Source organism: Fibrobacter intestinalis (assembly GCF_900167415.1).
Taxonomy (GTDB): domain Bacteria; phylum Fibrobacterota; class Fibrobacteria; order Fibrobacterales; family Fibrobacteraceae; genus Hallerella; species Hallerella intestinalis.
This window is the reverse complement of the sequence record NZ_FUWU01000024.1, coordinates 1-23,964: the sequence shown is the minus strand read 5'-3', so window position 1 is coordinate 23,964 and position 23,964 is coordinate 1. Positions and strand designations below refer to the sequence as shown.

Below are 23,964 nucleotides of genomic sequence, written 5' to 3'. Positions count from 1 at the left end.
AAACACACTCGGGAAGGGGCAATCTTTTGTCTCTCCACACGTGCTGATAAACGACTTCTGGAGATGACGCAGGCTTCCTTTGGAGTTTTAAACGTCCAGACGACTATTTCGGGCTAAGGTTCTAGCAAAGCAGCTCGTCAACTTCACTCCATACGCTATGGTCATACAGCTTGCGGCCTTCAGATACGCAGATATTGGGTATCTTTGAAATTGGTCTGTTCCATACGCAACTTTTGGAGATTCAAGTTTTTAGATGCAAACCAAACCATCAGGGTGTTTCATTAATGATTTGAATTCACGGGTTAAAAAAATCTGCATTTTGTCAAAAGGTGACAGAATAAATAGATTATCTTTGTTTTATAAAAATGAAGGATTGAATATAAAATCGAAGGAAGTTTATGGCTTTACACCTGAAATTCGCTCTTAACTTGGATACCATAGCCGATGAAATGATTGACGAAATTTCCAAGAAATGGAAGAATCCCTTCGATGCGCCGGTTCTGATTTTTTCGGATTATAAGCTGGAGCAATGGTTCCGCTTGAAATGGACCGAAAAGAAAGGCGTTTTGGCAAATTTGAATCGAAAGTCGCTGGATCGCTTTTTGTTTGAAATTCTGGGGGGTGATGAGCCGATTGAAAATTCGGACGGGGAAACAACGATTCGAAAAAAATTGTCTGCGGATATGCTCTGCAATGTGATTGTGGCATACATTCAAAATTTAGCGTTCAGCGGAAATCTTCAGGGCAATGCCGAAAAATTTTATGGAAATAAAAAGAAAGTGGTCGAAGAACTGGATGAAAAAGTTGCCGAATATCTATTTATTAAGCACACGGAATCCGAAAGCACCATTCAATGGAAATTGGACGATTTGCGCCTGTTTGATTTTTCCAGCAAGATGGCGACTCTTTTTTTGGAATATGAAACCAGTCGCCCCAGCAATTTTTTGAGCGGTGCCAACGGTATTTTGGACTGTTGGAAAGAAGGAAATTTGCAGTCTTTCTTTTTGGATAAAAACAAAAAGGAGATGGAAAACGAAAGTTGGGAACGCCAACTTTACTCGAAAATTTTTCACAGGCAAAACGGCAATTCGGAATCCTTGCTGACGGAAGCTTTTAAAAAGGTGGATTCCCAAAACACCTATTTAACGTTGCCTTTCATGTATAAGGCTTGCCAAAAAAATGGCAAGACGGAGTTTCTTTTTCCCCAAGACAAGCCCGTTTTTATTTTGGGGCTTTCGGGCATGGGGCAATTTTATCGGGTGGTTTTGCAGGACTTCGCCAAAAATCATGAAGTTTTTGCTTACATCCAGAATCCTTGCATGGAATTTTGGGAGGATTTGCCGGGAAAGAAAATTGATATCAAGACTTTTTACAATGCCAATGGAAACGCCAGTGATGATTTGGAGAATTTGGGCACGACGGAAAACGAGCTGCTGAGGGCCTGGGGGCGCGCCGGTCGGGACAACATCGGGCTTTGGTGCCTTGCAGACGATTATCAAGGCGGTTTTGGCGAAGAGGTAAAAACGCAGGCGCCTTATAAAGAAACTTTGGAACTTTACGGCGAAGAAAAAGAAGCTCTGAATAGAAAAGAAAAAACGCTGCTTTCCGAAATCCAGCGGATGGTCGCCCATCGGGATAATCAATTTTCCGAAGAGTTTGAACCCAAATGCGATTCTTCGCTGACTTTAACCGCCGCCCCCAACCCGATTCGTGAAGTGGAGGCTATTCATTCTCGAATTTGCCAGTTGCTGCTTGAAGGGGCCAGCATTCGCGACATTTTGGTGGTGTGTCCCCAGCTGTCGGATTATCGTTCCGCAATTCAACAGGTTTTTGATCAATGCGAAAAAGGAAGCGAAGAAGGCGTTCATCTCCCCTTTGTCATTGTGGATTCGGATGCGCAAACTTCCTTTGTGGGAAACGCACTGGCAAACTTATTTGCCGTCAAAAAGAAAAAAGCTCTTAGCCGTTTAGAATTTTTCGCCCTGATGCGAAATCCCGTTGTGCAAGAAGCCCGAGGAATTGACCCCAATGAGATTTCCTATTGGGAAAAATGGATTTCTGGAATGAACGTTTATCGGGACCATACGGAAAAATCCAATGCAAAAGAAGATTGGCTAGATGGCGTCAAACGTCTGCTGCTTTCCCGATTGACGGACAACTGTGTCGGCGAATATATGCCCTATGCAGATATGCAAAGTGCCGATGACGGCACACTCAACCGTTTTGCAGATGCGGTGGAATCCTTGGAAAATTGGATTCAAATGCCGGAATTGCAAGGAGAAGATTTTGAAATTCTCCATTCTTTTCGGGAGTTCTTAAATTCCTGGCTTTCAATGCCTAATCCGCCGAAGCATCTGACCGGAGAAACGATAGTCTTACAGAGCGTTCTCAAGGCTTTTGAAGATTTGAAGTATCTGTTTGCGTTGAATCGGGAAAGTATTTCGTGGAATTTGATTTCGCAGGTTTTACAAAATGCGGCGCAGTCTTCGGAATACAGCTACGGAAGTCCCTTTATCAACGGGGTCACCTTTATGAAATTCGCGCCGAACCGAACAATTCCCGTAAAGCACCTCTTTTTTATGGGAGCCAATGCAAAAGATTTTCCAGGCGCGCAATCTTTTGATTCTTTGGATTTGCGAAAGAACTTGCCTTGGAAGGGGGACGATACTCCCGTTGAAAAAAATCGCTACGCGTTTCTTTGCCAGCTGATGAGTACCGGCGAGAGTTTCCACATCAGCTACCAGAATATGTATTTGCCAAAGGACGAGGAACTTTATCCTTCTTCGGTGGTGAACGATTTGAAAGAGGCGTTGCAAAAGGCTTTGAATAGACTGCCAAACCTTTCGGAAGAGTTGTCTAAAGCAGAAAAATTGCTGCCAGAGATCAAAATAGACATTGATGAAACACGCCCGAGTTCAGAATTGTTTACAGCCCGGGAACACCGCAACAAAATGACCCGAGAAAAATTTAACCAGGAAAACAGGCTGCAAAGTAAAGTCGAAAATATCCATTCTCAAGAAAACTCTGAAAATCATCTGGAAAGAAAGAACCTTCCAGAAATGGTTACAGCTTATTCCATTCGGCAATTTTTAGAATTTCCCTTTGCATTTCAGGTGAACAAGCTTTTAGGATTGGAAAATACAGAAGAAAATCCCGAAAAAATCCCAATGGAGCCCATTGAATTGAACGCCTTGGAGAACAGCTCTTGGCTAAAGGCGCTGGTGTCCCAGAAATTGGGAATTGCCTTGACGGAAAAGGAAATGCTGGATAAGGAAAAACTCATCCTTGCAGGAAAAATTCCAGCGGTACCCTTTGGCGATTTGATTTGGGAAAAATTGAAAAAAAAAGCAGAAGAATTTGCTTCTAAAATCAAAGACGATTATCAGGATGAGGGGTGGAAATTCTTGCCGTGCAAAGTGGAATGTCATATTCTTCAACAAAATAATGGCGAAGAGAAACCTTGGACCCTTGTAGGAAATGTAGCCATTGTGGCATGCAAGGGGAATGAAGTGGAGCTTATCAGCGTAAAAAACAGGAGCTTTAAAGATAAGGATTATTTGGAAAATTACGCAGCGGCACTAGCTCTAGTTCGGGAAGGAAAACAGGTGAAAATCCGTGTTTATTCTGTGAAGGATAAAAATGAAATTGAATTTAAAGAAAAGATTGTTCTCGAAAACGAAGCGAGTCGTTCCGCCAAGGCAACGGAAATTCTTCAAAACATTTACAACGAAATGAATGTTCAATCCTATCGTGGAATTTTCCCTTTTTCTTTACGTCAAAAATCCGTTGAATCCATTGCGAAATTCAAAGAAGAATTATCCAATGCCGATGAATGGAAATATTTTGCCGGAAAGGATTTATTCGACCTTTACGATTCGGGAATTTATTCAGAAGAGGAAAGGACCAATTTTTCCACCGTCTGGATGGAAGCAAAAGAGAAAATGAAAAAACTTCTCCCCGATTTTGATTTTGAAAAAGCGGAAAATAAAAAAGGGAAATAAGCAATGACTGACGAAAAGAAAAACGAAAATTTATTTGCTATAGAAAATTTTGAACCGCAGAAAAATCTTTGCATTGAAGCATCTGCGGGCACAGGCAAGACATATACCATCCGGAAGATCGTCGCCAAACTGGTGGAATCTGGCGTTCCTCTTTCTAAAATTCTGCTGGTGACTTATACGGAAAAAGCCGCCGGTGAACTTCGTGATCGCATCCGCGCAGAAATGCAAGAGGGCTTACAAAATAACAATTCAAAGGAAAAATTTGCCAAAGCACTTTCCGAAGTCGATACGGCATCCATTGGAACGATTCATTCCTTTTGCCAAAAGACCCTCCGAGATTTCGCTTATGAATCCAACGTTCCCTTTGCGTTGAATATGGTAAGCGATGACGCTGTCAGTCTTTTTATTGACAAATTAATGCGAGATGATTGGGCGGAAGAACTGGCGGAATTGCAAAAGGATGATTCGGCAAAAGTCAATTTAAAAAACATTCAAGAAACCTTGGCAAACGCTCTTAAAAATTATGATGGGAAAATGGAAATCATAATTCCACCGAAAAATTTTGATGATTGCCTTGAAAAAAATCCAGAATTGAAAAGAAACTGGGAAATTCTTCAGAAGAATGAGGGTAAAAGTTATCGAGCAAAAGGAAAATCGCAACCGATTCAAGTGAAGGCTCTTGTTGAAAAAATTCAAGAGAAAAATTCATCGAATTTCACAAGCCTTGGAACGGAGTTAAAAGTTCCTACAGATACTCCTGAACTAAATGAAGCTTTGGCATATTTCTATGAACATCGACAGAAAGAAAACCTATTTGAATCCAATCCGATGAACCATTTTGTCGCTACCCACATCCGCGATGCTTATGATAAATTCCAGCGGCAAAAGTTAGAAAACAAGCAGCAATCTTTTAACGATATGATTGAACAAGTTCGCAATGCGGTGGTCACAGAAAACACAGAAACGCCCACCCCGCTTTGTCAAAAATTGCGGGAGAATTACACCTATGCGATTGTGGATGAATTTCAGGATACAAACCAAAATCAGTGGGATATTTTCAAAACGGTTTTTCTGGATAGCAGCGAAAATTACATCATCGTTGTAGGCGACCCGAAGCAATCCATCTATTCTTTTCAGGGAGCGGATTTGGAGGTTTACAAGTCTGCACGAAATGCGATTTGTCAAGAAAATCCCTATCGTCTGGCGACAAATTACCGTTCTACAAATGAAATGGTTGAAGCTTGCAATGCGCTTTTTTCGGGAAATTATTTTACGGACATTGATTTTAAATCATCAAAGTATTCGGAACGGGTATCTCCTCCAAAAATAAACGAAGAAGCTTACAAACCGATTTGCTGGGCGACAAACGCAACCAAAGAAAACTTTGCCCACTTTGCTGTTCAAAAAATCCTTCAGCTGATGGCAATGAAAGATTCTAAAACAGCGTTTCAGTATTTTAATAAAGAAGAAAATAAACATGAAAATCTCCGTTTTTCCCATATCGCTGTATTAGCGCGGACACGAACGGAATTGGAATGGATAGAGTCCGCTATGGGGCGAGCGGGCATTCCTTTTGTGCGTTATAAGGATTCCAATTTGTTCAAAGGCCGCGAAGCTTTTGAATGGATAACGCTTTTAAAAGCGTTGGCGGCTCCGGATTTTTCGGGCAAGAACCAGCAACTTTTAAAAACAGCTCTGGTGACGGATTTTTTCCGTTATAAACTTAAAGAGGTGGATTCTCAGGATTTTGCCAAGCCCAACAATCCGGAAATAGGAAAATTTTTGAAATGGAAAGCTCTTTTAAAAAAGAGACGCTACGCCCAGTTGCAAGAGCAGATTTACAAAGACACTCAAATCGACAAGTATCTTTGCGAATCCTCCAAGTTGCAGGCTTTTGCTAAAATCCAGCAAATCGGTTCTTACATTTTTGACTACCTGTACAAAAATGCTTCTGGCTTGGATGAACTTGTCAAGCACTTGGAAGGACTATCCCTTTCCAAAGAAAATGCAGACGATGAAGATGGCAATCTGGTGTCCAAAGGCAGCGATTTTGACGCCGTGCAGGTGATGACCATTCACGCCTCCAAGGGATTGCAATTCCCTGTGGTGATTTCGGTGGCGGGATTCACAGGGAAAAATAATAATGCCAAAGGTCCTTATTCCTATCGTTCTGAAAGCAAAAAGTTTTTAGGATTTGATACTCTCGCAAAACAGAAACGCCAGTCCGAAGAAACGGAAGAATGGCGCAGGCTTTTTTATGTGGCCTACACTCGAGCGGAATCGCTTTTGGTTTTGCCCTATTATAAAAAATGGGGAAAAGGGCTGGAATTTTTAAATAATTTGCAGAATATCGATGAAAAATTTGTGGACTCCCAGGATTTAGAAGCTACAACTCTGGAAAATTTTCAAGAATTGAAAAAAAAGACTTCTGAAATTTTAAAAGAAATTGTAAAGGGAAAAACTGAGACATCCTCTGAGAAAGATTTTGCGCCCATTGAAAAACTGAACAAAGCGCTTCCGGCAAAATCCATTTATCAACATTCCTATTCCTCTCTTTCGCACAATGAAAAAAATGATAGCGATGAAGTCAGCTCCAATGGGAAAAACTCCCATCCGGATGGTTCCGAGACAAGTGTCGGCACTTTAAATCAAGTATCCGAAGTGGACTTGAATCCAATTCCTATCTTGCCGCCCAGCGCCCGTCGAGTTGAAGAAAATACGGTAAAAGGAGTGAGAAATTATCCCAAAGGTGCCAAGTTGGGAAATGCTATGCACCGGATTTTTGAACTGACGGATTTTGAAAAAATCGGAAGTTTGGAATCTGCCGAAGCAGCGGCCAACGATACTGCCTTCAACAAATTGATTCAAGAAGAATTTAAATCGGAAGGTTTTGCCATTCATAAACACGCCGATTGGGAAAAACAGTCTGCTTATTTTGTATGGAATACGCTGAATGCCCAATTACCAGAAATTCAAGGGAATCGTTATCTTGAAAAGAACTTTTCTCTCCGGGAAATTCCAGCGACGAATCGCAAAGCGGAAATGGAATTTCAAATGAATGCAGACGGTCTGGAAAAGAATTTGCAAAATTATTGCAAAGGATTTATGGATTTGCTTTTCAAACGAGGCGAGTATTATTCTATTCTGGACTGGAAATCGGATGTGTTGGAAAACTACGGCGTAGGAAATGAAGAAATCAGCGGCACTCAAGAAAAAGTGGATAGCGATTATGCTGTTCAGCGGGTTTTATATTCCTATTGCCTCATCCAGTGGCTCAAATCTTTTTATAACGAAAGCGAAGAGGAAATTTTTGAAAGACACTTCGGAGGTGTTTATTACGTATTTTTCCGAGGATGCCAAAAGGACACATCCTTTGGAATTTATGCCCAAACATGGGAAAATTTTGCCGCATTGAAAAAAGCCTTTGAACAGGTCAAAGAATTGATGTATCGCAAATTGAAAAATGCAAAAAATGGCGAGGAGGAAAATTAAAATGTCTGATGAAATGAAACGGAAACCTTCGGAATCGGTGAAAAAATTTTTTAACGAATTAAAAGATCTAGGGCTTGTGCGTCCGCTGCATTTGAAATTGGTGAACACCCTTGCCGAGCTGCAAAATAAAGACAAAAAACCGCTTTCGGAAAATGCGCAAAAGACGTTGCTGGTCTATTTTTCCTTGTTGGCGGAGGGCAATGTTTGCGTTCCTCTGGATTCCAAGGATTTGTGCGACAAGTGGCTTCAAAAAATTTCTGGTGCGCAAGTTCAGCAAAAAAACGAATTGGATGCCGGTGACAGCGTGGAAGCCTTGCCGGAGAATTTTCAGAGGATTTTTGAAAAAGGCTGTTCTGAATTGCAGGATTTTGCGAACACTCCAATTCAAGACCCGGAAGGAAACGACATCCTCAATGCGAAACGTTTTTCTTCAATTCCTCTAGTTGTTGAAAAATACGCTGGAGCAAAAAAAAACTTCCTTTTTACCGATAAATTCTGGAAAGCCAAGGAGACGATTTCCCAAGTATTCGGAAAGGAAAGCTCCGTATTTTACGGAATATCCAAACCATCCGAAGAGGAAATTAAAAATATCATCGAAGAGTCTCGCCATGATGGTTTTGAATTAAAGCAAGCGCAAGCCGAAGCCATTTTATGCGGACAAAAAAACAACCTGATTATTACAGGCGGCCCGGGGACAGGAAAAACGACAGTGGTGCAATTTTTGCTTTGGAATCTTTTCAAAAATTCTCTGGAAAACTTGAATTGGTCCTTGTATTTCGTGGCTCCCAGCGGCAAGGCCGCCAACCGCTTGGGCGAAGTGAAAAATCTGGAAGATATTCCAGTTGCAGAAAAAGAGGCTCATCCCGAAATTGAAGAAAAATTTCAAAATGTGGACGGGCAGACCATGCACCGCTTGCTTTCTTTTTCTCCGGCAAAAAATGCGTTTACTTATAATGCCCAAAATCGTCTTCCTGAAAATTCGATTTTTGTCATTGACGAAGCCAGCATGATTGACGTGACCCTCTTCGCTTCATTTCTCGAAGCTTTGCCCCAAAAGGATTTTCGCTTGTTCGTTTTGGGCGACAAGAACCAGCTTCCCTCCGTAGAAGCCGGTGCCGTTCTGGGCGAGTTGCTGGGACTCCGAAAAGATGCTGTGGTAGAACTGACGGAATCCAATCGGTTCCCGGATGATTCTAAAGTGGGACGTTTTGCCAAAGGAATCCAAGATTCGGGTGTTGAAAAATTAAACACGTCCCTTCAGGAATGCGGTGGCGTGAAAATTTGGAATGCCGATTGGTGGTCTGAAAAAAATGCACTTCAATTTGCTTCCCTCGGGGAGAATGCGAAGTCCACGAAGAAAATGCAAAAAGAGCTGTTTCAATGGCTTCAAAGCTGGGCGGAAAAATTCTGTAGCAACTTGCCGGAGTTAGCCCAAAAAGTCAATCCATCTGTAGAAAATCCGGACGAAGAGGAAAATGAAGTTCGGAAAAAGCTTTGGGACGCCGCGGAAAACGCCCGGATTCTTTCGGCGGAACGCCAAGGAATTCAAGGGGTGGAAAATATCAATCAAATCATTTGCTCCTGCCTGCGTAAAAAAACAAAAGCGGAGTCTTCCGATTTGGAAGGTCAATTTTTTGCAGGACAAATTTTGATGTTCACTAAAAATTTGCCCATGTTCAATCTGTATAACGGCGATTCGGGTGTAGTGGTGAAAGACCGGGATGGCGTGGATTATTTGATGGTTAAAATCGGTTCCGCCTACTCTTGCTACTTGCTTTCCCTGTTTCCAAACGATGCGCTAGAATCCGCGTTCGCCATTACCATTCACAAGTCCCAGGGTTCTGGCTACCGAAATATCTTGATGTTTCTTCCGTCGCGAAAAGGGCATCCGCTGCTGAATCGCCAAATTCTTTACACAGGCATCACCCGAGTAAAAATGAGCGAAAAAAATCCGGGCAGCTTGACGGTCATCGTTTCTAAAGAACGGCTCATCGAAGCACAGCAGACCGTGATTCAACGGGATACGGGCATTTGGAAAGAAAATTGAATTTTGAGGAAATTCGGATGACACTTTTAGAACGTTTTTTGCAATACATTCATTTTACGACGACTTCTGATGAGGCTTCGGCAACTTGCCCTAGTTCGTCTGGACAACTGGATTTGGGGCGTTATTTGGTGCAAGAGCTGCAGCAAATCGGTTTGCTACAAGTGAAAATGGATGCGAACGGTTATGTTTATGGAATGCTCCCTGCGACACCAGGTGATGAAGCGAATCCAGCGATAGGATTCATTGCCCACATGGATACATCTCCCGATTTTTCCGGTGAAAATCCAAAGCCGCAGATTTTAGAAAATTACGATGGGGAAGATGTACTGTTAAAAGGATCGGGTGCTGTTCTAAAAGTTTCGGAATTTCCTGAACTCAAAAATTGGAAAGGGCGCACTTTGATTACGACGGATGGCACGACCCTTCTCGGCGCAGACGATAAAGCGGGTATAGCAGAAATCGTTACGGCAATGGAAATGCTGGTGCGGGCAAATCAAGATTCTGTACAAATTCATCATGGTGAAATTTGGGTTTGCTTTACCCCCGACGAAGAAATCGGGCGGGGAACGGAGCATTTTGATTTGAACTTGTTCCCGGCGACATTCGCTTATACGGTAGATGGTGGCGATGAAAGGGAGATTGCTTCTGAAAATTTTAACGCCGCCACGGCGATTTTTGAAATAAAAGGCAAAAGCGTACATCCGGGGGACGCAAAAGGAATTATGAAAAATGCGGCTTTAATGGCTGCAGAAATTGCGATGGCACTTCCCAAAAATGAAACTCCTGCGATGACGGAAGGGCGAGAAGGCTTTTATCATCTGGTACAAATGGAGGGCGATGTTTCTAGTGCAAAGCTGGTGTATATCGTTCGCGATCATGATCAAAAGCAATTTGCGATTCGCTGCGGCTATTTGCAAAAACTGGCCGAAATTTTCAATTCCAAATACGGCGGCACGGCGGAAAATCCTGCGGTTGTCATACAGCTAAAGCATTCCTATCGCAATATGCGGCCAGTGCTTGAAAAGCATCCTGAAATTTTGGAAAGGGCGCGGAGAGCGATTCGCAATGCGGGTTTGGAGCCTGTCGATAGTCTTATTCGGGGCGGAACGGACGGGGCGCTTCTTTCGTATCAAGGACTTCCTTGCCCCAATTTGGGAACGGGAGGTTATGGTTTTCACGGTCCCTTTGAACACATTAGCGTGGAAGGTATGGAAACCGTTGTGCAAATCATTTTGAACATTGTGAAATGTTGAAGAAAGGTCGCAGGAAAGGAATGAATGGTGTTGAATACGATGATTTCAGCGGGGCTTTATATAAAAGGATTGCTTCTACACTTCGAGTATAACTCCACTAAGGTAACAAAGTTACCAAGTGTCGTATATCCACATAGAGTATAACTCCACTAAGGTAACAAAGTTACCAAGTGTCGTATATCCACATAGAGGATAACTCCACTAAGTCAATAAATTGACAAGTGTCGTATAACCCCTCTGGGGTTCGGGGTGACGGAAAAAAGTTCCCAATGGCGGAGCTATCCGATCCAGTACCTCGTCATTGCGAGCGTAGCGCGGCAATCTTTTTACGGAACAAGTTCCCAAGACTCATAGACTGGCGAAGCATAGCGGTCAGCGAGAAAAATGCCCCGTTTGAAAAGAAGTTCTCTCTTGCGAAAAATTTTGAATCGCGCGTATTTGGTGGAATATTATATATAATTCCCATTTCCGCATTGAATTTTAAAAACGGGCTTCTCACGTTGCTGACAGCTTTAATGCTAATCGCTGATTTTTGAAAGTACCTATGTCGGCGGAAAGAATATGTAGGCTATCGAAATGGCGGCGATGATGCCAACGAGGTCTGCGATAAGAGCGCACGTGACCGCATGACGTGTTTTGCGAACACCGACAGAGCCAAAATAAACCGCGATAATGTAGAAAGTCGTATCGGCAGCACCTTGGAACATACAGCTTAATCGTCCGGCAAAGCTGTCTGGCCCCAAAGTTTTCATCGCATCGATCATCATGCCACGGGAACCGCTGCCGCTGAGGGGTTTCATGAGAGCGGTCGGCAAAGCGGGAACAACATCATTTCCGATCCCGAAAAATCCGAGAAGATGAGAGATGCCGTTCATCAGCAAATCCATGGCTCCGCTTGCCCGGAATACGGCGACTCCGACGAGAATTGCCACCAGGTAGGGAATGACCATGATAGCGGTTTGAAAACCTTCCTTGGCTCCTTCCACAAAAGCTTCGTAAGCGCGGATCTTTTTGTAGATGGCCAGTCCCAGAAAAATGATAATCACGCCGAAAAGAATGATGCCGCTGACAAAGAGACTCGTTGTGCCAAGGGCTTCCGCCGTTAAGCGGCTGAAGTAGGCTAGAGTCGCGATGACAAGTGCCGAAAGGCCGGCAATCCAAGCGAGGGTTACGGGGTCTTTAATCTTGATTTTTTGGAAAAAACTGATGGCGATGATTCCGGCGAGAGTGCTGAAAAAAGTAGAAAGAAGAATCGGCAGAAAAATATCGGATGGATTGGCAGCGCCCAGCTGCGCCCGGTATGTCATGATGCTCACGGGAATCAGGGTTAGCCCGCTAGCATTCAGCACGAGGAACAGAATTTGCGAATCGCTGGCGACCGATTTGTCCGGATTCGGGTTCAGTTCTTGCAGCTGTTTCATGGCTTTGAGTCCCATGGGCGTTGCCGCGTTGTCAAGACCGAGCATGTTGGCGCTGATGTTCATGAGCATCGTGCCAAAGACGGGATGTCCCTTGGGAATTTCGGGAAAGAGCCGTGTAAATAAAGGCTGCACCAGTTTGGCGAGGATTTGGATGGCTCCCGCCTTTTCGCCGATTTTTAAAATCCCGAGCCACAGGCTGAGAACGCCCGTGAGCCCGAGGGCGATTTCGAACGCCGTTTTGGACATGTCAAATGCAGCGAGAATTGTCGAATTGAAAATCCCCGAATTGCCCATGGCGAGCCATTGGACAACGCATGCGATAAACGCTCCGAAAAAGAACAGGAGCCAGATGGCGTTCAAAATCATCGGTTATCTTCTCCGGTTAGCCATTTCTTTTTGGAGAATGTCCATGACCGGACCGAGTTCCGCAGGAGCTTCGAAAATCGGGTTCGCATATTTTGCCGAAATTCCTTCGAGTTCCTGCTTGTGGTAGGCGACTTTGAACTCGGTGAATTTGAGGCCGTGCGCTGTGCTGATGACGACGACTTCTTCGTCCTTGTCGATGGCACCTTGGGCGCGGAGTTTCAGAAGTGCGCCTAGGGCGACGCCGGTATGCGGGCAAGCGTAAAGTCCAATTTTGTCGGCGCGTTCTGCGGCGTTCGCGAGTTCGTCTTCGGAAACGTCGATGACAATGCCGTTGTAATTCTTGATGGCGCGTTCCGCTTTCGGGTAGCTGACGGGGTTGCCGATTTGAATTGCACTCGCGAGTGTCTTTTTCGCGTGGACGGGAACGAGCTTATCGAATCCGCGCTGATACGCTTGGAAGAACGGGTTGGCGTTTTCGGCTTGGGCGAGGACGATGCGGGGCTTTTTATCGATGAGTCCCATGGCGAGGCAATCGTCGAATCCTTTGGCTAGCGCGCTGACGTTGCCCAAATTGCCGCCTGGAATGATGACGGTGTCTGGGACTTTCCAGCCGAGTTCTTGGCAGATTTCGGGAGAAATCGTTTTTTGTCCTTCCACGCGGAGGCTGTTCATCGAGTTCGCCAGATAAATGCGGTTGTCGGCGGTGACCTGTTGCACGATTTTCATGCAGCCGTCAAAGTCGGTGTCGAGGGCCAAGACGATGCTGCCGTTGGAAATCGGCTGAATCAGCTGGGCGACGCTCGTTTTGCCACGCGGAAGGAATACGATGCTGGGAATTCCGGCTTTTGCCGTAAAGGCGGAGAGAGCGGCGGAGGTGTCTCCCGTGCTGGCGCAAGCGACAGCGTCAATCGGTTTTCCGCGCTTGATCATCGAATTGACCTGACTGACAAGAACCGTCATGCCGAGATCTTTAAAACTGCCCGTGTGCGAATTTCCGCAGAGTTTGACCCACAGCTTTTTGAGTCCGATTTCTTTAGCGAGCGCTTGGGCGTCAAACAGAGGACTCCAACCTTCGCGAAGAGTCACAATGTCCTCTTCGGGAATTTCGGGCAGAACCATTTCCCGTTTGCTCCAGACGCCGCTCATGTCGGCGGGTTTGAAACTCATCCGGCGTTCGGCAAAGAGCTTTTTCCATTCGTCCGGGGAACGTTCGGCGAGTGCATCGCGGTCATGATGTACTTCAAGAAGGCTCCCATCGACCTTGCTGCGGTAAATAACTTCGTCTAGCGGGTAGGTGTCGTTCTCGTTGATGCTCTGAAAATAGGCGTGAAAAGGTTTCATAGTGGCCTCGAAAATTTTTGAACAAGTATAGTTATTTAAATGAACGGCGACAAATGGATTTTGCATATTCAGCGGATGCGGGTAAAGAGGGAAGGTTTGGAGATGCTTCCAGAGTGAGAGTATGGCGAGCTTTTTTCCTTTTTGTATATTTGGGGCTGTTATTTCCTTTTTTCGGAGTTTCCGTGAAGAAATTCAAATCGCTATTGTTGTTTGCTGTCTTGCCGATGCTGCTTTTAGCGTCTTGCATTTTTGATTCCGACGGGGATTCTCTAGTGGCCTGGCTTGACGATCAGGGATTTCCTTCCAATTATCTGGTGCAGACCGTTGAAATAGACGACATCTCTTTAGATTCCTATTCGGTCGGTTTCGACAGCACGCCTCGCATCAATTATTATCAGGGCGTTGCCGGCGAAATCAACGGGATGAAGCACGAATGGATTTTGGACTTTGGTTTTCGCGACCGGAGTTTTTTTGCGCGTTTCAGGGCGGACAGTGCCGAAGAGTTTCGGTCGGCGTTTCTGGCGCTTTATCCGGATTCGGGATTTTATGTGCAGGCGGGTTACAAGGATTCTCTTCCTTTGAAGGAGTCCGTGCAAGTCAAGCTTTCCTGGATTTTGGAAACCGGAACGGGTTCGTCCTTTGTGGATAGCGTCGGTAAAGTCAAAGATTCGGTTTGGCGTTCCCAATTGCGGGAATCTTTTGTGGGGGCGGATTCCGCCGATACGACCTTTGAACTGAAGATCTCTTCTTTGAGCTCGGCGGTGCGGATTGATTTGCCCAGTGCATTTTATGAATCGCTGACCCGGGTTTCGGATGCGGCCCGCTTGCAGTTGAAAGTTTCGTTGTCGGGAAACAAACGCCTGTATCGCTTTACTGGACCGGGTTCGGAAGTCGTTCCGTTTTTGCGTATCAAGGCTTTTTCGGAAACTAGCGTTGTCGGGGGAGACACCATTTCTCGGGATACATACAAGAACATTTGGGCTTTCCGAGCGGCGATTGCCAGTTCATCGGCGGAAACCTGCTCGGATTGCGTGGTCTTGCATGGCGGCGTGCTCGAATCCTTGCTGGTCGAAATTCCCAGTGAAAAAATTCTTTCGGCGTTGAGCGATTTTTATGGCGACGAGTTCCCTTACACGGAAGGCGACAGCAACGATGTGCGACAGGCGGTTGTGCTTGCCCAACTGAAAATGCCCCGCAGTTCTTCGAAGGAGGGCTCGGAATTGGGCTTTCCCGTTCAGGTGGTCGCGGCGACTTTTGTCGATTCCAACGGAACGGACAAACAGGCTTCCGAAATTTACAAGCTGAACCAAAAACTTGTCGCCAAAGAAGGTCATCCGAACCTGGTCTTTATGGACGGCGACACTCTGGCGTTGCAGCTGACGCAGGGAATGCGCTCGTTTATCAATCGGGCGGGAAAAGGCGCGAAAATGCAAGTGGTTCTGCGCTTGGGATATTCCATGCTGGCACCTTATGACACTCTCTATTACGACCACATTACGGATGCCGGCGATTCGGTGACCATTTTCATGGATTATTATACCTATTCGCGTTACGATTTTTCGGATTATATTCGGCAGCCTGCTAGCCTTAAAATCTGGTTGGCGACGAAGCGGGGGGACGACGAATGAAACGCAGCATCCCTTTATGGATTTTTCTGTTGGCATTGAGTGTGCATGCGGCTTCGATGCTGGGTTTGGAAGCTCTTGGAAAACCTACCGAAGGCGCTTCGGCGATAACGCTCGGCAGGGGCTATTCGGGCGGCGCAAAAGCTTTGAGCGGCTATGTCGAATGGAACCCGGCGTCCATCGCTTTTGAAGAGAATACTTCTTTCAATGCGTCCATGGTTTTTGAAGAAAATGTCGCGTCTCGGGGCGGAAACTCCTATGCCTCTTCTACGCTGGAAATCCCTTCGCTCTCGTTCTTGTTTGCCATGCACAAATTCGGTGCCGTGTCGCTTTCGCTTTCTCAAAAATACACGTCGAATCTGGACGAAGAGGTGGACGATCCCAAGAACACCAGCCTTGCCAAAATTGAATACAAGGGCAACATTTACGAGATAGTTCCTGCTTATGCGGTTCGGATGCCGTTCTTTCGGAAGATTTCCCTCGGTTTTGCCGCTCATTTTGTGATGGGCTCCGTTTCCCGTAAATTGACTCTTGGCGCAGACAACAGCCAGGTTCCCGCTGAAGACAGCTGGGCGACAAACGATGCGGAACTGACGGAATCGGCGGATGGTTCGTGGAAAATTAAAGACCATCCCGCTTACTATACGGGTGCCGTGTTTTACAAGGGGCATCGCGCTTCCTACTATTTCTCCTATACGACGGGTTACACCTTGAGAAATACTTTGGATTACGATTTGCAGTTTAGTCAGGTGGACACTCTCGTGCCGACAAAACTTCGCCGGGATATTGACGTCCCGCCCACGCTAGCGACAGGTATCGCTTACCGATTCAAAAAACGGCACCATATTATGTTGGACTTTATGCTCCGCGGTTGGGATATGGACATTCGGAACATCGCCGGTGGCTGGAATTTGGAAGATTCCACTTCGACACAGACGGAGTTTTTGGTTGGGGCGGGCTATGAACGCTCGGGATCTTCGGATTATTTCAAGAAATATCTGCAAAGGATGGATTTTCGTTTTGGCGGATGGTTTAGAAATTATTACATTGCTGATGTCAAGGAATTTGGAGGCTCGCTCGGTGTCGGGTTCCCCCTTGGTCGGCGAAGCACAAAAATCGATATCGCTGTCCAGGGAGGATTGCGTCAGTCGGACGACGACACGGTTTGGGACGAAAAGTTCATTGGAATTGCAATCGGTTTAACCGGTGTAGGCAATTGGGGTAATAAACCGAAAACGGTGCATTGATTGCATTAAAGGAGAGTTGATATGGACTCAAAGAAAAAGGCTTCCGCTAAGACCAAAGTGGAAAAACTGAAATCGATTTCGCAGAAAGTGGAATCCAAGGTCGAAGAACTCAAATCGGCTCCGCGCAAGGCCAAGGCTAATGTGGCGTCCAAATTCCAAAAGATGAAAAAGTCGGTGGTGAAGAATGCCGAAGAAAAATCGGCGTCTGTCAAGAAGACGATCTCGGCTAAAGTGGCCCAGGCTACGGAAAAAGTCGAAAAGTCCGTATCTAAAGTGGCCGCCAAGATAGAAGCGGTTGAAAAATCCGTGTCCAAAGCCGCCGCCAAAAAGGAAACCACCGAAAAGTCTGCAAGCAAAGTCGTCAAGGCAGAAGCCTCAAAGGTGGCAAAATCGACGGCAAAGAAAAAGCCGGAGGAAAAAGCGATTCCTGTCAAGGCCGCTACGGAACTCTCTCCGGAATATCTGGTTTTGATGCAGCGGGATCCCAATTTTATGCACGCCTTTTGGGACGTGAAAAAAGAACGTCTCGACAAAGCTCTTCAGGGCAAAGGCACGCTGGTCTTGCGCCTTTACGATGTTTCCAAGGATTTGACTGTCCGCAAAAACAAGAATCGCAAATTTCAGGACATCGAAGTTCCGTCTGACGCCAAAAGCTGGTACGTGCAGAATCGCGAATCCGTTTCGTTCCGCGCGGAATTGGGGACCAAATCGCCCAAGGGAGAATTCAAACCTTTGGTTAAGGCCCCTGCCATGCAAGTTTTCAGCTATGAAACGGTGAAAAATTCCGCCAAGAATTCCGACAGCGTCTTTTTCAAGGCTTCCCTTGGTGGTGCGGGAATCGGCGGCTTCGGCAGCTCAGGACTCTCCAGTCAGACCGTGGCTTCCTGGTTGGAACATCTGGCGAGTTCTTCGGAATCGTTCTTTTCGGGTTCGCTTTCGAGCGGCGGCATTCTTTCGAGCGGAGCTTTGGCGCAGCAGTTGCAACCCTCTCCGGATTCCGTCAATTACGGCAAGGATTTCTTCCTTTGGGTCAAAACCCGTCTGATCGTTTATGGCGGAACCCGTCCGGACGCCCACTTGCAAGTCCGCGGTGAACCGTTCCCGCTGAATCCCGACGGCACATTCTCCTTTGAACAGGATTTGCCGGATTCCACGCAGATAATTCCTGTGTTTGCGACGGACAAGGATGGCGATTTCCCGACGACGATTGTTCCTGTTGTTGTGAAAAGAACCGAATAAGCCGGAGCGATTTTGATAACCGACTGCAATGGCAAGCTTTTCCTGTTGCTGCATGCGCACTTGCCGTTTGTACGCAATCCGAGTTATGACCGTTTTCTAGAAGAAAACTGGCTTTTTGAAGCTTTGACCGAGACCTATCTTCCTTTGGTGCAAACGTTGTCTCGTCTTGCGGAAAAAGGCATTCCCGGAACGATAAATTTGAGCGTTTCGCCGACGCTCCTTGCCATGCTTTCGGATCCTCTTTTGTTGAATCGCTATTCCGTGCATTTGCAAAAATTGCAGGAGCTGGCGAAAAAAGAACTCCATCGGCTTGCTGATGATTACGAAAAACTTCAGGTCGCCCAGTTTTACGCCTCTCGCATGATGGAACTTGCTGAATTGTGGGAAGAGCGTTTGCATCGGGATATTCTTGCGGAATTTTTAAGGCTGGAAAAACGGGGGAAGCTTTCGCTTTTGACTTGCGTGGGAACGCATCCATTTTTGCCTGCATACCAGGCGGAACCGGAAAGCATCCGGATGCAGTTGAAATTGACGGTAGAAGCTTTCCAGCGCGCCTTTGGTCGGCGCCCTCGGGGAGTCTGGTTGCCTGAGTGCGGTTATTTCGACGGCTTGGATGGCTATCTCGCCAAAGAAGGCTTTGAATTTTTCTTTATGGAAACCCACGGCATTCTTCTTGCCGATCCGCCGCCCCGATTCGGCGTTTTTGCCCCGGTGAGGACCCCGGCGGGGCTTTTGGCTTTGGGTCGGGAACAGTCGAGTTCCGTGGAAGTGTGGAGTCGCCAGCGCGGCTATCCGGGGCACCCGGACTATCGCGAATTTTACAGGGATATTGCGCAGGAATTGGATTCTCAATATCTCGGTGCTTATTTCATGGCAAAAGATACGCCCATCGATACGGGATTCAAATATTATCGGATAACCGGAGGCGAACAGAAGTCGGTGTATCGCCCGTGGCAGGCGATGAATCTCGCTCGTGAGCACGCTCGGCTTTTTGTCGCCAATCGGGAAGCGCAGATGGCGGAACTCGCTCCGCAGATGCCGTCGCATTCGCCTTGCGTCCTTTGCCCCTACGATGCGGAACTTTTTGGACACTGGTGGTTTGAAGGTCCCCAGTTTATCGAATCGGTTTTTGAATGGGCAGCTTCGTCTCGGATTTTACAGCTCGCTTCGGTCGATGGAATGCGAAATGATCCGGACGATGCCGTGCCGCATAACCCGATTTTTTCTTCGTGGGGAGAGAATGGATTTGCTTCGGTGTGGGTGAATCCGCAAGTGGAATTTATTTATCCCAAGTTTTTCAAAATGTTCTCGCTTTTTCAGAGCGCAAAGAAAACGAACCCGAAATCGCCGTTGCAAAAACGGATTCTGGCACAAATGGAAAGGGAGCTTGTACTTTTCCAGGCGTCGGACTGGGCGTTCATGATTCACAACAATTCCGCTGGCGGCTATGCAAAAAATCGCCTTGCCGAACACGAGCGGGGCTTTATGAAATTGCTGTCCCTTTTTCAGGGCGTATTTCAAGATGAATCTTTGTTGAACGAAATCGAATTGCGGGATAATATCTTCCCGTGGCTGAATCGCTGACGGGACCTGTTGAAAGTTGGGAGTCGGAACTGAAAACTGAGTTTCCCTCGCGAAAAAAGATTCCATTTTGAAAAAAATGGAATCGCGAATGTCTAGCAGGGGATTGTATATAATTCCCTTAATTTTCTTCTAGCGGGTACTTGAGCCGAGTCGTGTGATGCACAATTTTGGAGGAAGTTTTCGGGTAATCCAAAATAGATTGCAGCCCTCGAGATTCTTTGCGGGCGAGTGCGCTTTTAACGATGAGGATGCTGCTTTCCACCGCATTGCGAAATTCCAGGAGCGCTATGGTTTTGGGCGAATCCTTTTTCATTTCTTCTTCCACTTCGCGGTTGTATTTGCGCAGCTCTTCCAGCCCCGATTTAAGCTCTGCTACGGAGCGGACAATGCCGCATTTTTTCCACATGAGCTTTTTGGCTTCCAGTTTGCGCTTATTCCAGATGTCGCCGCCTTTGACAAGGACTTTTTCAGAGGGGACTTTGGGCGCTCGGAAAGATTTTTTGAGAATGCCCGATTTTTCGATGCTCTCCACAGCCCGGAGCGCAAAGACGACGCTTTCCAAAAGGGAATTCGAGGCGAGCCTGTTCGCCCCATGAACGCCGGTCGCCGCCACTTCGCCCGAAGCGTAGAAGCCTTCGAGTTTGGTTCGGGACCAGGTATCGACGAGGACGCCGCCACACATATAATGCGCCGCCGGGACGACGGGAATCCATTGCTTTGTCATGTCGATTCCCACGGAAAGGCATTTGGCATAGATGTGCGGAAAGTGCGTCTTGATGTCTTTGGGGTTGTGGGCGGTCACGTCCAAAAACATGCAGGGTTCGCCGGTTCGGTTCATTTCCCGGTGGATGGCGCGAGCGACGATGTCGCGGGGAGCGAGCGAGCGCAGCGGATGAACGCCGTCCATAAATTCTTTGCCGTCCTTGTTTTTTAGAATGCCGCCAAAACCGCGGACCGCTTCCGAAATCAGGAAGGATTTTTTGAGGCTCGGCGCATAGAGGGAAGTCGGGTGGAATTGCATAAATTCCACATCTTGAATGGCGGCTCCCGCGCGTGCTGCAATGGCGATGCCGTCTCCGCAGGCATCAGGCGGGTCGATGGTGTGCTGCCAAAGCCGTCCCGCTCCTCCGGTTGCCATCAGAGTGACCTTGGCAAAAATCGCTTCGGTCTCTCCCGTTTTTTGATGGATGATTTTTGCTCCGCAAACCCTTTTCTTTTCTTTGTCCAAAACCAGATCGGCGACAAGGGCGTTTTCCAAAAAGGTGATATTGGGAAATTCGTGGAGTTTGGCGATGAGCGCCCGCATGATTTCTTTGCCCGTCAAGTCGGCGGCGTGCAGGATGCGGCGGCAGCTGTGTCCGCCCTCTAAGTGCAAATCGAAGCGGATGTTGGAATCGTTGGGCTCTGCCGGGGTGAATTGCACTCCCCATTTGACCAGCTGCTCGATGGTTTTGGGACCGTTTTCCACCAGAATTTTAACCGCTTTCTTTTTGCAAAGGCCCGCACCCGCTTCACAGGTGTCCTCTTCGTGTATTTTAAAAGAATCGTTTGGAGCTGTCACGGAGCAGATGCCGCCCTGGGCATAATTGGATGAACCGTCCGGTTTGGGTCCCTTGGTCAGAATTAAAACGGAATGGCCATGTTCTGCAGCTTTAAGGGCCGCGCTTAAACCGGAAATGCCGGCTCCGAGGATCAATATATCGTACACTGTAGCCTCTCGGTAGAGATTTTTTAGGCGGCTCTATAATAGCAAAAAAAGTGCTAATCGGCTATATTTTCGGATACGCTCCTGTTTTTTCCTTTTGCATTCTCGGCGTTTCAGAAAGAATACAAAGGCAAATCTGACAGATATATCTTGGCGAAGTCGTTCGCTTTTCTTTTTCGATTTACTACATTTGCGGCAAATCAAATGGAAATGGAGTTTCCTTTATGCTGACATGGATTAACGAAAACGCGAAATGGGTCATAGCCATTTTTGCTGTAGGTATTGCTCTTGGTCTTCTTGCTATGGACCGGACTCCGGAACTGTCCCGCCAGTATCCGATTGGTCGGGTTGACGGCGTGGAAATTCCTTATGCGGAATTCAATAATCGGGTGAACCGCATCACCGAAATCAATTATCGCGGTCAGAATATAAGCGATGAACAGCGCGTGCAGCTTCGCAATTCCGTCTTCCAGACTTTCGTTCAGCAGGAACTCCTCAAGGTGCAGTTCAACGAGAACGCCCTTTCCGCTTCCGTTGTCGAAATGAAAAATGAACTGCGGAATAATCCGGATGCCGTTCGCCGTATGGTTGGTGAAGAAGCGCAACAGCGGATTTATGCCATTCAAGCCGGCTCGGCAAATGAACAGGAAGCCGCCCAGAATGTTCAGGCTTTTATCCAGACTTTGCCGCAATTCCTTTTGGACACGGCTTTTGACAAGGCCGCTTATGATGCCTGGCTGGAAACGCCGGCCGCTTACGAGTGGCTGAATATGCAGAGCTACGAACAGGAACTTTCGACGATGACGATTCCGCTGCACCAGCTCCAGATTTTTGTGACGGCGAATGCCCATCCGACGAGCTTGGAGTCCCAGTGGAATGTGAATAATCGCCTCGCTTCGCAGGAACTCGAAGTGGCTTATGCGTCCACCGCGGATTTCAAGGTCGATCCGGCGTCCGTGGACAGCTTGAAAGTTTCCGCCTACTTTAACGCCCATTCGGACAGCTTCTTTGTGGAAAACGACCAGGTCCGCTTGGCTTATGCCTATTTGCCGATTGCTCCGACCGAAAAGGACGAAGAAGAAATTCGCAAGTATGCGATGACCGTTTATTACCAGTTGAAAGATTCCAGCTCGGCGACCAGCTTTGAAGACATGGCAAAAATTTCCAGCGAAGATATAGGAACGGCGGCGAACGGAGGCCTTCTCGGGGATTACACCGCTCGCGGCACTTGGGTCAAGGAATTTGAAGACGTCGCATTTGCTTTGGATTCCGGGGCGATTTCGGAACCGGTTCGCACGAAGTTCGGCTATCACATCATCCAGAGTCTGGGCAAGAAAAAGGAAGCGGATGGTACGGAAAAAGTCAAGGCGGCCCACATTCTCTTCTCGGTGACAGCTTCCCCGGAAACGATCGACAGTTTGGAACAGATTCTTCTTTCCATTAAAAGTGCCGTCGAAGAACGGGATTCTTCGTTTGAAGAGGCGGCCAAGGCTCGGCAGGTTCCCGTTCGTGAAACCGCTTGGCTTGGACGCGGTGACAACATTTCGGAAATCGGTTTTGTCGGCGGACTTGCCCCGTTTGCCTTTGTAAATAAGGAACGTCCGGATCTTGCCGAAGGAAAAGTTTCCGGCGCATTGAAAAACAGCCAGTTTGCTCTGGTGGCAACTCGTCTCCAAACTTTGACTGCCGGTTCCCGCAACGTGGCTCCGTATTACGAACAAATTAAGAATCGGCTTGCCCTGGGCGAAGCGAAAGATGCCGCCAAAAGCCACTTGAACTCTGTCAAGGAAAAAATCAAGGCGGTAACTTTGGAAACGGATTCGGCAACGGGAACAGCAAAAGCGGATTCCAGCATTGAAAAAGTGACGATGGAAAAAACGACAGCGTCCTTTGACGGCTTTGTGCCGGGAATCGGCTATTCCAACCCGACCTTGTTCCGGGTGCTTTCCAAACAGAAAGTGGGCGAATGGGGTGAACCTGTCGTCACCAATGATGGTGCGGCCATGGTGAAAATTCTTTCCCGCACTTTGCCGGACACAGTGGCTTTCAAAGCGGCGTTGACCGAAGATCTGGCGAATACTTGGCGTTTTGGCTATGCGATGCTCTTTAATACCTACGTGCAGAATCTGGAAAAAGCGGCCAATATCGAAAACAATCTGGATCTTTATTACCGCGAATAATAAAATTTCGGGAAAATTTGTACTCCTCTCAAGCTCCTTTTTCAAGGAGCTTTTTTGTGGGGAATTATATGCGGATGCATTTAAAAAGAATTTCCTGAGAGCCTCTGTGAAATTGGGCTGAAGTGCTTAATGAGGCGTAGAGGGGGGATCGCAGTGTGTTTTTATACATGGCGTAAACAAAAGTTTACGAAAGGTGGATGACTAATGAGTCTTTGTTTATTATTTTGGGATTTATATATAAAATTCCACCTCGATTTGCTTGGTTGGTGTGCTTCGACAGGCTCAGCAACCGGTTGTCGAACCATGGTTAGCGACTAGTAATCAGAAGGTAGTGGGGAGTTGGAAATATAGGAGAAACGGCTAGCCAAAATGCAAAACACCTCGCAACCTGCGAGAAAAATCACTTTATGAAAAAACGTTTCTCTTTAAAAGGGAGTTCAGCTTGTGAAAAAGACTATATCCC

12 protein-coding genes are annotated in these 23,964 nt (G+C 46.7%); 9 read left to right on the top strand and 3 right to left on the bottom strand.

The window, feature by feature from the left end; genetic code table 11:
• Positions 1-398: 398 nt before the first annotated feature.
• Genes B5D40_RS07910 through pepT form a run of 4 tightly spaced genes read left to right on the top strand, consistent with a single transcriptional unit; the run spans position 399 to position 10,793 of the window.
• On the top strand, positions 399-4,001 hold the full coding sequence (locus B5D40_RS07910) for an exodeoxyribonuclease V subunit gamma (RefSeq protein ID WP_078776490.1): 3,603 nt from the start codon (positions 399-401) through the stop codon (positions 3,999-4,001).
• A gap of 3 nt (positions 4,002-4,004) precedes the next feature.
• Entirely contained in the window at positions 4,005-7,493 is a 3,489-nt protein-coding gene (locus B5D40_RS07905; RefSeq protein WP_078776489.1) for a UvrD-helicase domain-containing protein, read from the top strand.
• A gap of 1 nt (position 7,494) precedes the next feature.
• Positions 7,495-9,540 (top strand): ATP-dependent DNA helicase, encoded by a 2,046-nt coding sequence (locus B5D40_RS07900; RefSeq protein WP_158222130.1) that lies wholly within the window; start codon positions 7,495-7,497, stop codon positions 9,538-9,540.
• 17 nt (positions 9,541-9,557) lie between these two features.
• On the top strand, positions 9,558-10,793 hold the full coding sequence (gene pepT, locus B5D40_RS07895) for a peptidase T (RefSeq protein WP_078776487.1): 1,236 nt from the start codon (positions 9,558-9,560) through the stop codon (positions 10,791-10,793).
• Positions 10,794-11,335: 542 nt separating this feature from the next.
• On the opposite strand, the gene B5D40_RS07885 is transcribed toward pepT, so the two are convergent.
• The gene (locus B5D40_RS07885) at positions 11,336-12,580 is read right to left on the bottom strand and encodes a nucleoside recognition domain-containing protein (protein ID WP_078776485.1); all 1,245 of its coding nucleotides are present in this window, start codon (positions 12,578-12,580) and stop codon (positions 11,336-11,338) included.
• A 3-nt stretch (positions 12,581-12,583) separates the two neighbouring features.
• Positions 12,584-13,921 carry a threonine synthase gene (thrC, locus tag B5D40_RS07880; protein WP_078776484.1) on the bottom strand — a complete coding sequence of 446 codons (1,338 nt, stop codon included), beginning with the start codon at positions 13,919-13,921 and terminating at the stop codon, positions 12,584-12,586.
• Between the two features lie 182 nt (positions 13,922-14,103).
• On the opposite strand from thrC, the gene B5D40_RS07875 reads away from it, so the two are divergent.
• The 4 genes from B5D40_RS07875 to B5D40_RS07860 are packed head-to-tail and all read left to right on the top strand — an operon-like array spanning position 14,104 to position 19,616.
• The gene (locus tag B5D40_RS07875; RefSeq protein ID WP_143394421.1) at positions 14,104-15,549 is read left to right on the top strand and encodes a hypothetical protein; all 1,446 of its coding nucleotides are present in this window, start codon (positions 14,104-14,106) and stop codon (positions 15,547-15,549) included.
• Positions 15,546-16,793 carry a hypothetical protein gene (locus B5D40_RS07870; protein WP_078776482.1) on the top strand — a complete coding sequence of 416 codons (1,248 nt, stop codon included), beginning with the start codon at positions 15,546-15,548 and terminating at the stop codon, positions 16,791-16,793. The genes B5D40_RS07875 and B5D40_RS07870 overlap by 4 nt, the downstream gene beginning before the upstream one ends.
• Before the next feature lie 21 nt (positions 16,794-16,814).
• Positions 16,815-18,032, top strand: coding sequence for a DUF4912 domain-containing protein (locus tag B5D40_RS07865; RefSeq protein ID WP_078776481.1), 1,218 nt, complete (start codon positions 16,815-16,817; stop codon positions 18,030-18,032).
• A gap of 12 nt (positions 18,033-18,044) precedes the next feature.
• The gene (locus tag B5D40_RS07860) at positions 18,045-19,616 is read left to right on the top strand and encodes a glycoside hydrolase family 57 protein (protein ID WP_233134271.1); all 1,572 of its coding nucleotides are present in this window, start codon (positions 18,045-18,047) and stop codon (positions 19,614-19,616) included.
• Between the two features lie 118 nt (positions 19,617-19,734).
• Here the strand turns inward: B5D40_RS07860 and nadB are convergent, their stop codons facing one another.
• Positions 19,735-21,324 (bottom strand): L-aspartate oxidase, encoded by a 1,590-nt coding sequence (nadB, locus tag B5D40_RS07855; RefSeq protein ID WP_078776480.1) that lies wholly within the window; start codon positions 21,322-21,324, stop codon positions 19,735-19,737.
• Between the two features lie 221 nt (positions 21,325-21,545).
• Between nadB and B5D40_RS07850 the strand changes: the two genes are divergently transcribed.
• The gene (locus tag B5D40_RS07850; protein ID WP_078776479.1) at positions 21,546-23,501 is read left to right on the top strand and encodes a peptidylprolyl isomerase; all 1,956 of its coding nucleotides are present in this window, start codon (positions 21,546-21,548) and stop codon (positions 23,499-23,501) included.
• Positions 23,502-23,964 lie beyond the last annotated feature (463 nt).

Excerpts from the sequence above, each read along its gene's own strand:
- B5D40_RS07910 (WP_078776490.1), top strand. The coding sequence starts at position 399 with ATGGCTTTACACCTGAAATTCGCTCTTAACTTGGATACCATAGCCGAT.
- B5D40_RS07905 (WP_078776489.1), top strand. The coding sequence starts at position 4,005 with ATGACTGACGAAAAGAAAAACGAAAATTTATTTGCTATAGAAAATTTT.
- B5D40_RS07900 (WP_158222130.1), top strand. The coding sequence starts at position 7,495 with ATGTCTGATGAAATGAAACGGAAACCTTCGGAATCGGTGAAAAAATTT.
- pepT (WP_078776487.1), top strand. The coding sequence starts at position 9,558 with ATGACACTTTTAGAACGTTTTTTGCAATACATTCATTTTACGACGACT.
- B5D40_RS07885 (WP_078776485.1), bottom strand. The coding sequence starts at position 12,580 with ATGATTTTGAACGCCATCTGGCTCCTGTTCTTTTTCGGAGCGTTTATC.
- thrC (WP_078776484.1), bottom strand. The coding sequence starts at position 13,921 with ATGAAACCTTTTCACGCCTATTTTCAGAGCATCAACGAGAACGACACC.
- B5D40_RS07870 (WP_078776482.1), top strand. The coding sequence starts at position 15,546 with ATGAAACGCAGCATCCCTTTATGGATTTTTCTGTTGGCATTGAGTGTG.
- B5D40_RS07865 (WP_078776481.1), top strand. The coding sequence starts at position 16,815 with ATGGACTCAAAGAAAAAGGCTTCCGCTAAGACCAAAGTGGAAAAACTG.
- B5D40_RS07850 (WP_078776479.1), top strand. The coding sequence starts at position 21,546 with ATGCTGACATGGATTAACGAAAACGCGAAATGGGTCATAGCCATTTTT.